The 12585-nt window shown below is 70.0% G+C and carries 8 protein-coding genes; 2 read left to right on the forward strand and 6 right to left on the reverse strand.

What is annotated here, in order from left to right:
* Window positions 1-38: 38 nt before the first annotated feature.
* The 5 genes from OG432_RS06680 to OG432_RS06700 all read right to left on the reverse strand — a co-directional run bounded on the left by OG432_RS06680 (window position 39) and on the right by OG432_RS06700 (window position 6263).
* Window positions 39-1610, reverse strand: coding sequence for a glycoside hydrolase family 13 protein (locus tag OG432_RS06680; protein ID WP_328308711.1), 1572 nt, complete (start codon window positions 1608-1610; stop codon window positions 39-41).
* Between the two features lie 108 nt (window positions 1611-1718).
* The gene (locus OG432_RS06685; RefSeq protein ID WP_328308713.1) at window positions 1719-2594 is read right to left on the reverse strand and encodes a carbohydrate ABC transporter permease; all 876 of its coding nucleotides are present in this window, start codon (window positions 2592-2594) and stop codon (window positions 1719-1721) included.
* A 13-nt stretch (window positions 2595-2607) separates the two neighbouring features.
* Complete coding sequence (locus tag OG432_RS06690) at window positions 2608-3552, reverse strand: carbohydrate ABC transporter permease (protein ID WP_328308715.1); 945 nt, start codon at window positions 3550-3552, stop codon at window positions 2608-2610.
* Between the two features lie 66 nt (window positions 3553-3618).
* Window positions 3619-5043: an ABC transporter substrate-binding protein gene (locus OG432_RS06695; protein WP_328308717.1), complete on the reverse strand. Its 1425-nt coding sequence runs from the start codon at window positions 5041-5043 to the stop codon at window positions 3619-3621.
* 212 nt (window positions 5044-5255) lie between these two features.
* The gene (locus tag OG432_RS06700; protein ID WP_328308719.1) at window positions 5256-6263 is read right to left on the reverse strand and encodes a LacI family DNA-binding transcriptional regulator; all 1008 of its coding nucleotides are present in this window, start codon (window positions 6261-6263) and stop codon (window positions 5256-5258) included.
* A 168-nt stretch (window positions 6264-6431) separates the two neighbouring features.
* On the opposite strand from OG432_RS06700, the gene OG432_RS06705 reads away from it, so the two are divergent.
* Both OG432_RS06705 and OG432_RS06710 read left to right on the forward strand, forming a co-directional pair.
* A complete protein-coding gene (locus OG432_RS06705; RefSeq protein WP_328308721.1) occupies window positions 6432-6839 on the forward strand; it encodes a YciI family protein in 408 nt (135 codons plus the stop codon).
* A gap of 8 nt (window positions 6840-6847) precedes the next feature.
* Window positions 6848-8026 (forward strand): RNA polymerase sigma factor, encoded by a 1179-nt coding sequence (locus OG432_RS06710; protein ID WP_328308722.1) that lies wholly within the window; start codon window positions 6848-6850, stop codon window positions 8024-8026.
* Window positions 8027-8089: 63 nt separating this feature from the next.
* Here OG432_RS06710 and OG432_RS06715 read toward each other — a convergent pair whose 3' ends face one another.
* Window positions 8090-12397 (reverse strand): discoidin domain-containing protein, encoded by a 4308-nt coding sequence (locus OG432_RS06715; protein WP_443058344.1) that lies wholly within the window; start codon window positions 12395-12397, stop codon window positions 8090-8092.
* Window positions 12398-12585: the final 188 nt, after the last annotated feature.

Consider the following 12585-nt stretch of genomic DNA (forward strand, 5'->3'; position numbering starts at 1 on the left):
AGCGGGGATGGGAGAGGAGCGGGATGGTGCGGACGGGGTCAGGCGCGCAGCCAGACCGCCGTGTCCTTGGGGAGGAGCCCGTCGGCGAGGGGGCCGCTGGCGAGCAGGAGGGAGCGGTGGCCGGGAAGCGGGACCGGCCGGTCGCCGAGGTTGACCACACAGAGCAGGCCGCCCTCGCGGGCGAAGGCGAGGACGTCCCGCGGGGCCTCCAGCCACGTCAACGTGCCGTCGCCGAAGCCGGGTTGGGTGCGGCGGACCAGGAGGGCCCGGCGGTAGAGGGCGAGCATGGAGGACGGGTCGCCGCCCTGGCGGTCGGCGGCGTACCGCGCCCAGTCGGCCGGCTGCGGCAGCCAGGGGGTGGCCCACGGCTCGGCCGTCCAGGGCAGCGGGACCCGGCAGCCGTCGCGGCCCGGGTCCACGCCGCCGGAGCGGAAGTGCATGGGGTCCTCGATGCGGTCGAGGGGGATGTCGGCCTCGGGCAGGCCCAGTTCCTCGCCCTGGTAGAGGTAGACCGAGCCGGGAAGCGCGAGGGAGAGCAGGGCCGCGGCGCGGGCTCTGCGGGTGCCGAGCGCCAGGTCGGTGGGGGTGCCGAAGCGCTTGGCCGCGAAGTCGAACCCGGTGTCGGTACGGCCGTAACGGGTAACCGTGCGGGTCACGTCGTGGTTGCACAGGACCCAGGTGGCGGGCGCGCCGACCGGGGCGTGCTCGGCGAGGGTGTCGTCGATGGAGGCGCGCAGCCGCGCCGCGTCCCACGGGCAGCTCAGGAAGCTGAAGTTGAAGGCGGTGTGCAGTTCGTCGGGGCGCAGATAGCGGGCGAAGCGCTCGCTGTCGGGCAGCCACACCTCGCCGACGAAGACCGCCCCGTACTCGTCGGCCACCGCCCGCCAGGAGCGGTAGATGTCGTGGAGTTCGTCGCGGTCGATGTAGGGGTGCCGGTCGGCGCCCTCGACGAGGTCGGCGAGCCCGGGATCCTTGGCGAGCAGCGCCGCCGAGTCGATGCGTACGCCGGCCACGCCCCGCTCGAACCAGAAGCGCAGCACGTCCTCGTGTTCCCTGCGCACCGCCGGGTGGGCCCAGTTGAGGTCGGGCTGCTGCGGAGTGAACAGATGGAGGTACCACTCGCCGTCCTCGACGCGGGTCCAGGTCTCCCCCGCGAACTGCGACGGCCAGGTGTTGGGCGGGAGTTCGCCGTGTTCGCCGCGGCCGGGCCGGAAGTGGAAGAGCTCCCGTTCGGGGCTGCCGGGCCCGGCCGCGAGGGCGGCCCGGAACCAGATGTGCTGGTCCGATATGTGGTTCGGCACTATGTCGACGATGGTGCGGATGCCGAGGGCGCGGGCCTCGACGATGAGCTTCTCGGCCTCGGCCAGGGTGCCGAACGCGGGGTCGATGGTGCGGTAGTCGGCCACGTCGTAGCCGCCGTCGGCGAGCGGGGACAGGTACCAGGGGGTGAACCACAGGGCGTCGACGCCCAGTTCGGCGAGGTAGGGCAGCTTGGCCCGGACGCCCGCGAGGTCGCCGGTGCCGTCGCCGTCTCCGTCGGCGAAGCTGCGTACGTACACCTGGTAGATGGCGGCCGAGCGCCACCAGTCGTCGCTTTCGTGGGCTGCCACGGGAGGATCCTTTCGGGCAGGTGGGATCCCGCCGCCGGCCCCCGTCGTTCAGCGGGGGCATGGTGGGTGGGGCCGGCGGCGGAGTGCGGGGAGAGCGGATGCGGGGCGTCAGCCCTTGAGGCCGCCCGCGGTGAGACCGCTCATGATGTTGCGCTGGAACACGATGAAGATGAGGAGTGTGGGGATCGACGCCATGGCGAGGGCCGCCGTGAGCCAGTTCTCGGGGACACCCTGGGCGAGCGAGTAGATGCCCACGTTGAGGGTCTGCTTGGTGGGGTCGGGCAGGGTCAGCATCGGCCAGAGGAAGTCCTTCCAGACGCCGATCACCGCGAAGATGGAGACGACGCCCAGGATCGGCCGGGAGATGGGAAGGACCACCGAGCGCAGCGTGCGCAGCGGCGAGGCACCGTCGATGGACGCTGCGTCCAGGAGCTCGCGCGGGATCGAGTCGAAGAACCGCTTGAGCAGGAAGATGTTGAAGGCGTTGGTGACGGACGGCAGCCAGATCGCCCACGGGGTGTTGAGCAGGTTCCGCCGGAAGATCGGCACGTCGAGGACGGTCAGGTACTGCGGTACGACCAGGACGGCGGCCGGGATCATGAGGGTGGCCAGCATCATCGCGAGGATCGCCTTGCCGAACACCGGGCGCAGCTTGGACAGCGAGTAGGCGGCGGCCACGTCGAGGACGAGCTGGAAGGCGAGCGCGCCGAACGCGTACCAGAGCGTGTTGAGCAGGAGCTTGGCGAAGTCCATCACGCGCCAGGCGTTGCTGAAGTTGTCGGTGTGCACACCGTGCGGGACCAGGGTCGGCGGGATCCTGGTGAACTCCTCGGTCGATTTCAGCCCGTTGACGGCCATCCAGTACAGCGGCCCGATGAAGACGAGCGTGAACAGGAGCATCACCAGGCCGAAGACGGTCCAGTAGACGACCTTGCCCCGGGTGCGGCCGAGGGTGGCCGGTGAGATGAGTGTGCGGGTCGACATGGGTTCCCCCGGTCTACTGGTCGCTGTCGCGGCTGAGGCGGACGTACGCCGCCGAGAAACCGGCGAGCAGGACGAGCAGGACGAGGCCGAGGGCCGCGGCGCCGCCGTAGTTGTTGAAGTTGAAGGCGTACTGGTAGATGAGGTAGACCACCGTCGTCGTGGAGCCCTCGGGGCCCGCGCCGTTGGTGAGCAGGAACGGCTCGGTGAAGACCTGCATCGTCGCGATGATCTGCATCAGGAACATCAGCGAGAGCACGAGCCGGGTCTGCGGCACCGTGACGTGCCAGATCTTGCGCAGCAGCCCGGCACCGTCGAGTTCGGCCGCCTCGTACAGCTCGCCCGGGATGCCCTGGAGGGCGGCGAGGTAGACGAGGGTGGCGCTGCCCATGTTCATCCAGGTCGCGGCGATCACCACGGAGAGCATGGCGGTGCCGGTGGACTGGAGCCATTGCTGCGCGGGCAGTCCGAACAGTTCGAAGATCCGGTTGAACAGGCCGTAGCCGGGGTCGTAGAAGTACTTGAACAGCAGCACCGAGGCGACCGGCGGAAGCATCACCGGCAGGTAGACGAGGAGCCTCAAGTAGCCCTGGCCGTGCCGGAATTCATTGAGCAGAACGGCGACGAGGAACGGCAGCACGAAGCCGAGGACCAGGGCGAGGCCGGTGAAGAGCAGGGTGTTGCGCCAGGCCTGCCAGAACGCCGGGTCGTGGAAGACGTAGGTGAGGTTGGACCAGCCGGCCCAGGTGGTGCGGCCGTCCTTCGTCTTCTGGAAGGCGAGGACGAACTCCCGCACCATGGGGTACCAGGAGAAGAACGCGAAGCAGAGCACGGCGCCGATCAGGAAGCCGTGCGCGGTGAGGTTGCGCCGCAGCGCTCGGGCGAATCCGCGCTGCCTGGGCAGCTCGGCGCCCGGGTGCGGCCGGGTCGCTTCCCGGGTGGGCAGTGTGGAGGCCGACATCGTCACTCCTGAATCCGGGGCGGGCGGGGCCGGAGGGTGTGGCTCCGGCCCCTGCCGCCGTGCGCGCTACTGGTTCGCCAGGACCTGGTCGACCTGCGTCTGGGCGGTGACAAGCAGCTTGGAGATGTCGGCGTCCTTGTTGGTGAGCACCGCGGACATCGCGTTGTCGAGCACCTTGTAGACCTCCTGCGCCTTCGGCGGCTCGGCCTTGCCCGGGATCGGGTTGCCGAGGTAGGGCGCGAAGTTGGCGACCGGCATGGTGGCGTTGTCGGTGCGGGACTTGAGGTCGTCGGCCTTGACGGAGCCGGTGAAGAAGTTGGGCTGCGGCACCCCGACGGGCAGCTGGTCGGCCTTGGTGCGGGCCCACGCGAACTGGCCCTTGCCGGGGCTGAGGTTCTTGAAGTCGAGCCAGGCGATCGCGGCCTTGATCTTGTCGGGCGAGCTGCCCTGCTTGATCATGTAGCCGTTGCCGCCGGTGAGGGTCGCCTTGCCGCCGGGGATCGGGCCCATGCCGAAGTTCTCGTACTTGGCGCCGAGTTGCTGGACCATGTACGCGATGTCGTCGGGTGCGGCGAGGAACATGCCGAGCTTGTCGGCGGTGATCTGCTTCTGGAGGTCGCCCCACTTCAGGAGCTGGGTCTTGCTCATGCTTTGGTCGGTCCAGCGCATGTCGTGCAGCTGCTGGAGGACCTGCTTGCCGGTGGCGTTGTCGAAGGCGGCCTTGCCGTCGCTGCCCACCACGTCGCCGCCGAGGCTGTACATCGCGGCGGTGAAGTGCCAGCCGCCGGTGTTCTCGGCGCTGTATTCGCCGTAGCCGTACACGCCGCCCCCGAGCTTGGCGATCGCCCGGGAGTCGGTGCGGACCTCGTCCCAGGTGGCCGGCGGCTTGTCGGGGTCGAGCCCGGCCTGCTGGAACAGCTTCCGGTTGATCATGATGCCCATCTGATAATTGCTGGTGGGCAGGCCGTACATCTTGCCGTCCTTCTTGTACACCCCCATCACGGCCGGGTCGATGCTGTTCAGGGCGGGGACGGACTTGTCGGTGACGTAGGCCGAGATGTCGGCGGCGCCGTCGTTGTCCAGGACCTGCTGGAGGTCGGTGAAGTAGGAGTAGAAGACGTCGGGCTGCGACTTCGCCTTCAGGGCGGCGGTGAAGCGCGGCGGCTCCTCGCACTGTCCGGGCGTCGACCTACCGATGATCTTGACGTTCGGGTACGTCTTGTTGAACGTCGCGACGTCCTGCTTCCACTCCTTGAGCTCGGCGGCCTTCGCGGCCGGCGGCATGCAGTCGATGGTGAGGTCGACCTTGGTCTTCGGGTCGAGCGGGGCCGCGGGGTCACTCGATCCGGTGCCGGGCTTGCTGTCGCCGCCTCCGGTGTCGCTGCTGCTGGTTCCGCAGGCGGCGAGGGCGGTGAGGGCGAGGGCGCCGGCCAGGGCGGTGGCGGCGGTGCGGCGTATCTGTCGTGCGGGGCTGAACGAGGTGCGTCTCATCGGAGGACCCCTTCGGGAGGAGCGTGGAAGGCCCGTCGCTGACGGCAGCGGGGCGCGGCACACTCAACCATCGGCGACGCGAGGACGCAATATCTCGCGCTGATTTCGTAAAACTTCGACAGCCTGTTGTCCGCAAGGAGTGTGGTGGGCGCACACAACAGCGCGCCGGGCGGCAACGCCCGGCGCGCTGGATGACGGATACACGCAAGCGGCTAGCGCGGCACCTGCGCCGTCGAGCCGCGCACCACCAGCTCGGGCTCGAAGAGCAGCTCGCCCGGGGGCACCACACCGCCCTGGATCTGCGCGGAAAGGAGCTCGACCGCGGCCCGGCCCATCGCCTCGATGGGCTGGCGCACGGTGGTCAGCGGGGGCTCGGTGCAGTTCATGAACGCCGAGTCGTCGTAGCCCACGACGGAGACGTCGCGCGGCACGTCGAGGCCCCGTCGGCGCGCGGCCCGTACGGCACCGAGGGCGAGCGGGTCGCTGGCGCAGATGATGCCGGTCACGCCGCGCTCCAGGAGGCGCGAGGTCGCGGCCTGGCCGCCTTCGAGGGAGAACATGGCGCGCTCCACGCGGTCCTCGGCGAACTCGGTGCCGGCCGCGACGGCCAGGGCGCGTGCCGCGTCCAGCTTGCGCCGCGAGGGCACGTGGTCGGGCGGCCCGAGAACCAGGCCGATGCGCTCGTGGCCCAGGGAGGCCAGGTGGCGCCAGGCCTGCTCCATCGCCACGGCGTCGTCGCAGGCGACGACGGGGAAGTCGAGGTGCTCGATGGCGGCGTTGATGAGCACGACCGGCACCTTGCGGTCGGCGAGCTGCTGGTAGTGCCCGTGCGGGGCCTCCATCTGCGCGAAGAGGCCGCCCGCGAAGACCACGCCGGAAACCTGCTGCTGGAGGAGCAGGTCGACGTAGTCGGCCTCCGAGACGCCGCCCTTGGTCTGGGTGCACAGGACGGGGGTGAGCCCCTGCTGGGCGAGGGCCCCGCCGATGACTTCGGCGAACGCCGGGAAGATGGGGTTCTGCAGCTCGGGCAGGACCAAGCCGACCAGACGGGCCCGTTCGCCGCGCAGCTGGGTGGGGCGCTCGTAGCCGAGCACGTCGAGCGCCGTGAGCACGGCCTGTCGGGTGGATTCGGAGACTCCCGGTTTGCCGTTGAGCACCCGGCTGACCGTGGCCTCGCTGACTCCAACCTTCTTCGCCACCTGAGCAAGTCGTCGCGTCATGAACGCAAGACTAGCGCAAGCCATGCAAGCCGTTTGCGTAGCTGACGTGCCCAAGAAAAACCGCGAGAGTTCGGGCAAGGATGTCGAGAAGCCGGGACCGGCTCCGTCCCCGTAGTGAACGCGACCACGAGACGACCGCACCGGGTCGTCCGGCCGAGGAGGACCATCATGGCGAAGTACCTGTTGCTCAAGCACTACCGCGGCGCACCCGCCCCCGTGAACAACGTGCCGATGGACCAGTGGACCCCGCAGGAGATCTCGGCGCACGTCCAGTACATGAACGACCTGGCGGCGAAGCTGGAGGAGACCGGCGAGTTCGTCGAGGGGCTGGCGCTCGCTCCGGAGGGTTCCTGGGTCCGGTACGACGGCGAGGGCCGCCCGCCCGTCACCGACGGGCCGTTCGCCGAGACCAAGGACCTCATCGCCGGCTGGATGGTGATCGACGTCGACAGTCACGAGCGTGCCGTGGAAGTGGCCGGAGAGCTGTCGGCGGCGCCCGGGGCGGGCGGCCGGCCGATCCACGAGTGGCTGGAGGTCCGCCCGTTCCTGACCGCGCACCCCAACGTCACGGAGTGAGCCCGCCCATGGACGAGGCCCTGCTGCGCAGCCTCACCCCGAGCGTGCTCACCGTCCTGGTCCGCCGCGGAGCGGACTTCGCGGCGGCCGAGGACGCGGTGCAGGACGCGTTGGTGGAGGCGGTCCGCGCCTGGCCGGCGGATCCTCCGCGCGACCCCAAGGGGTGGCTGGTCACCGTGGCCTGGCGGCGCTTCCTCGACGCGGCGCGCGCGGACAGCGCCCGCCGCCGGCGCGAGGAAGCCGTGGACGAGGAGCCGGCGGCGGGGCCCGCGGCCTCGGCGGACGACACGCTCCGGCTCTACTTCCTGTGCGCCCACCCGTCGTTGACGCCGTCGTCCGCCGTCGCGCTCACGCTGCGCGCCGTCGGCGGCCTGACCACCCGCCAGATCTCTCAGGCCTACCTGGTGCCCGAGGCGACCATGGCCCAGCGCATCAGCCGGGCCAAGCGCACCCTGGCCGGCCGGGGGGCCTCCCCCGGCGGGACGGCGACGAACGCCCGGGGGACGTTCGACCGGCCCGGCGACGTCGCCACCGTGCTGCGCGTCCTTTACCTGGTCTTCAACGAGGGCTACTCGGGCGACGTCGACCTCGCCGCCGAGGCGATCCGGCTCACCCGGCAGCTGGCGGCCCTGGTCGACCACCCCGAGGTGGCGGGGCTGCTCGCCCTCATGCTGCTCCATCACGCCCGTCGCGCCGCCCGGACCGCGCCCGACGGCAGCCTGGTGCCACTGGCCGAGCAGGACCGCGGCCGGTGGGACACCGGTGCCGTCGCCGAGGGCGTCGTGATCCTCCAGGCGGCCCTCGCCCGCGACCGGCTCGGCGAGTTCCAGGCGCAGGCCGCCATCGCGGCCCTGCACGCCGACGCGGCCACCGCCGAGGAGACCGACTGGGTGCAGATCGTCGAGTGGTACGACGAGCTCACGCGCCTGACCGACAATCCCGTGGTGCGGCTCAACCGCGCGGTGGCCGTCGGCGAGGCCGACGGGGCGCGCGCCGGTCTGAAGGCGCTCGCGGAGCTCGACGCCTCGCTGCCCCGCCACACGGCGGTGGCCGCCCACCTCCACGAGCGCGACGGCGACCTGGCGACGGCGGCGCGCCTGTACGCCGAAGCGGCCCGCGAGGCGACGAGCCTCGCCGAGCGCGACCATCTGACGCGGCAGGCCGCCCGGCTCAACTCCCTTCTCTGACGAGGCTGTTGACGTGCGGGTGCCGCCCCGGTCCCCCGGGGCGGCACCGCGCGACGCCCGCCGCTACGGGTTGACGTCGATCGTGAACGTGGAGGTGGTGTTCCTGATGTCCTGAGCGTTGCCGCTCAGCTTGAGGTTGGTGAAGGTGACCTCGCCGACGGCGGGGCCCTGCCCGGGTTCGGGCAGCTCATTGGCCCAGATGCCGATGCCGGACTTGGCGTCGAAGGCGTCCCCGCTCTTCTTCGCCCCGCTGATGCTCACGTTGGTGAGCACACTGTCCTTGATGGGGTACAGGGGCGTGCTGCCGTTGTACTTCGTCTGGAACATGATCCCGGAGTACGTGGGATCGGTGATGTCGAGGTCGGTGATGCGGATCCCCTGGAACGCGTACTCGGCGGAGTACATCCACAGCGCGCCGAACGCCTGGGCGCCCCAGAAGTGGCCGCCGGAGCGCACCAGGGATATGCCCTGGAAGGTGGTCGGATCCGTCCCGAAGCCGAGGGCGGGGATGGAGCCGAACTTCAGCGTGCCGATGGTCAGTCCGGGATACGTCAGCATGTCGGCCGCGTACAGGTTCCGGAAGGTGTTGGCGGTGCCTCCGTAGACGGCGAATCCGGCGGCCCGCCAGGTCAGCAGGGCGCTGAGGTTCTCGAAGACGTTGCCGGTCTCGTCGGCGTTGTTGATGTCGGTGGCGGGGAACAGGGCGAAGCTGTCGTCGCCGGTGGAGCGGGCCTCCACATTGCTGATGGTGTTGTCGCTGCTGCCGTTGGTGAGGTTGATCCCGTCCGCGTACAGGTCGCGGACCCGGGTGTTCTTGATCGTGATGTGGTCGGTGTTGGTGCCCCAGTACAGGCACATCATGTGTTCGGCCCACACGTTGTCGATCGTCATGTTGGCGACGTTCGAGAAGTTGAAGACCTTGCCGGGGCCGTCGTTGCGCGAGGTGTAGTTGCCGAAGAAGCCGAACCCGGTGAAGGAGGAGCCGTTGGCGGAGGACTGGACGTCGAAGCCGGCGTCGGTGTTCTCCTGGTCGGGCGGGGTGGCGAAGCGGCTGAACCAGGGGCCTGCGCCGACCAGCTTCACGGCCTTGCCGTAGATCTGGAACTTGTTGCTCGTGGTGTAGGTGCCGGGCGGCAGATAGACGCCGACGAGCTTGCCGGTGGTGTCCATCCGCACCTTGTCCAGGGCGTTCTGCACGTCCTGCTGCGCGGTGCCGGCGGGCACGACGTAGGCCGCCGGGTCGGGGTTGGGGATCTGGGCGACCTGCTCCAGATTGATGAAGTCGATCGCGTAGGTGGAGGTGTTCGTGGCGTCCTTCTGGAGGCGGATGGTGCTGCCCGCCTTCACGGTGTCGCCGAGGAGGATGTTGGCCTCGTCGTAGATGTGGCGCGGGCCGCCGGAGCCCGGCGAGTTGTTGGGGCTCGCCTCGGCGCCGTACTGCCACATGTACTTCGAGCTCAGGTCGATGGCCTTGCGGAAGACGCCGTCGACGTAGATGTCGAGGTTGGCGCTGGTGCCGCCGCCGCCCGCCGCGTCCGGGATGGAGAAGCGCGTCACCAAGCTGTTGGTGTCGGCCCGTGTCGTGAACTGGACGTAGTTTCCGGTGGAGTTGAGCGTGACCGCCTTGCGTCCCGACGCCTCTCCCGCGAGGTCGCCGATGGTGCGGTTGGGCCCGACGACCTGGGCGCCCCCGCCCGTCACACCGTCCTCCGCCTCATAGGTGTCGTACGGCATGTTGGCGCCGCGCCCCACGAAGAACGCCTGCTGGCTGGTGTTGTTGGCGCGCTTGACCGGGAGTTCGTTGGTGTCGTCCGCTATCACCACCTTCGCCGTGTACTTGCCGTTGGCCGCCGTCCAGCTGCCGAGGTTCACCGGGGACGCGGTGGCGCCGGCGCCGAGCGTCCCGGTGTAGGCGCCGGTGAGGGTCTTGACCGTGGCGCCCTTGTCGTCGAGGAGGGTCAGGGTGATGCCGTGGCTGCCGCCGGCCGAGGCCAGCGTGCCCTGGTTCTTCAGTGTCACCGAGAAGGCGACCGCCTGGCCCGCCGAGGGGGCGCTCGGCGACCAGTTGACCCCGGAGGCGATCAGGTCGGAGGAGGCGACCGGCTTGATGACCAGGGGGCTGCCCGTGAAGGTGTTGTTGGTGTCGTTCTGTTCGATGACGGTGTTGTCCGGATCAACGACCGCGCTCAGCGGATAAGTTCCCGCGTCGTGCGTGCCGATCGAGGCGCTCACCGTCTGCGATGCGCCGGCCGCCAGCGCGCCGACGTCGGCGGTCGCCGCCTTCGAGCCGCCGAGCTGGAAGGCGACGCCGGTCGCGGGCGCCGCGCCGGTCCCCTTGTTGTGCACGGTCGCCGACAGGGTCACGGCGTCCGACTCGACCGGCGCGGAGGGCGACGCCGTCAGCGCGGTGACCTCCAGGTCCGGGTTGGGCGCGGGCACCCCGACGACCTGGAACTCGGCGATCTGGCCGCCCGTCGCGCCGGTGTTGGAGGTGAACTTCAGCTGGACGTCGGCGACGCGCGCCGCGACCGGAAGGGACACCGTGTTCCCGCTCGCCGGGTCGAAGGTGTAGTCCTTGGCCGCGACCAGCGAGGTGTACGACGACGCGCTCTGCTCACGCCCGAGGACCTCGATGTTCTGGGTGCGCCTGCCCCACCCGCTGTCCGGGTTGAGCTTGAGGACCACGGCGCTGGTGTCGGCGTTGGCGCCGAGCTTCACGGTGAGCGTGCTCGGGTAGCCGCCCGCCGCGCTCTCCCAGTAGGTCGCCGTGTCGTTGTCGTCGGCGTTCGCGGCGACGAAGGTGAAGGTGGACGAGGAGGCCGTGATCGGCTTGCCCACGGCGAGGTTGGACCCGTCGCCGGTGGAGGTGCCGTTGCGGGTCACGGTGTTGCTCGCGCCGGACTGGTTGCCCGCCGCGTCCTTGGCCCGCACGTAGTAGGAGACGGTCACGGTGACCGGCCGGCTGTCGGTGTACGTGGTGACGTCGCCCGCCACGCTCTTGAGGAGCTGGTTGTCGGCGTAGATGTCGTAGCCGCTGACGCCCACGTTGTCGGAGGACGCGGCCCAGGTCAGCTTGATCTGGCCGGCGGCCGGCTCGGTGTACGCCAGGTTCCCGGGCGCGGTCGGCGCCTGGGTGTCGCCCGAACTTCCCTTGCGGGTGACGGTGTTGCTGTTGGGAGACTGGTTTCCCGCGGCGTCCTTGGCCCGTACGTAGTAGGCGACCGTGGCGCTCGCGGGCTGGCTGTCGGTGTACGTGGTGACGTTGCCGGCCACGCTGGTGCGCAGCTCGCCGTTGGCGTACACGTCGTACCCGGTGACGGCGGTGTTGTCGGTGGACGCGGCCCAGGTCAGCTTGATCTGGCCGGTGCCGGGCTCGGTGTAGGCGAGGTTCGCGGGCGCGGACGGCGGCTGGGTGTCACCGCCCGCCGGGCCGTAGATCTCCAGCTCGGAGAGCTGCCCGCCGGGCTGCGCGGTGTTGCCGGAGACGAGCACCCGTAGGTAGCGCGTGGTGGCCGCGTCGAGGGCGATCGGCACGGTGAGGCCGTTGCCCGCGGTGAACGCGTACCCCTGTGGGGCGGTCAGGTCCGTGAAGTCGGTGCCGTTGGCGCTTGCCTGGATCTTGAGGGTCTGGGTGCGGTCCCCCCAGCCGTCCGGCAGCTTGAGCACCACCTTGTCGACGGGCACGGTGGCCCCGAGGTCGGCCTGGATCCACTGCGGGAAGGCGTTGTTGGCGCTCTCCCAGTAGGTCGCCTTGTTGCCGTCGTTGGCGTTGGCCGCGCCATAGGTCTGGGTGGTGCTGCTCGCGGTGAGGGTCTTGCCGAGGGCGAGGTTGGTGCTGCCCGGTCCGTCGGCCGCGTGCACTTCGAGCGAGGAGAGCTGGGCGGCCTGCCAGCCGGTGTTCGCGGTGATCTCGATCCGTACGAAGCGGGCCCGCGCGGCGGCGATCCCTATCTTCACGGTGTTGCCCGAGCTCTGCGTGAAGCCGTAGGAGGCGGAGCTCACCAGGGTGCTGAAGCTCGTGCCGTCCGCGCTGCCCTGCACGGAGAGGGTCTCCTTGCGGTCGCCCCAGGACGTGGGGAGCTTCAGGACGACCTCGCCGATGCTGCCGGTGGCGCCCAGGTCGGCCTGGACCCACTGCGGGAAGGCGCTGCCGGCGCTCTCCCAGTAGGTGGACTGGTCGCCGTCCGTGACGTTCTTGGCGGTGTACGGGCCGTTCGCCCCGGATGCCGCGGCCGGCTTCCCGGCGGCGAGGTCGGGGCCGGCCGCCGCGGAAGCGGCGAGGGCCGGCCAACCGATCATGAACAGGCTGGTGGCGACCAGCGCGGCGAGCATCCTCATCCGCGTGCGCCATCTCCAACGGTGCGTTCTCATGTGTCCCCGATCTGCCCGACTGGGTTTCTGCCGACTGGATGGGTGCCGGCTAGGGTTTCTGCATGGAAGAGTCACGAATTTTGCGCTGAGCGGTGAGAGAGTTGCAGAGATGTGCCGAGGCGTCCATCCCTGCGACCACCCCTCCATGTCGGCGTCCGGCGGCGCACGGTGAACCGGAACGATCGCTT

This window comes from Streptomyces sp. NBC_00442 (genome assembly GCF_036014195.1).
Classification (GTDB): Bacteria; Actinomycetota; Actinomycetes; order Streptomycetales; family Streptomycetaceae; genus Streptomyces.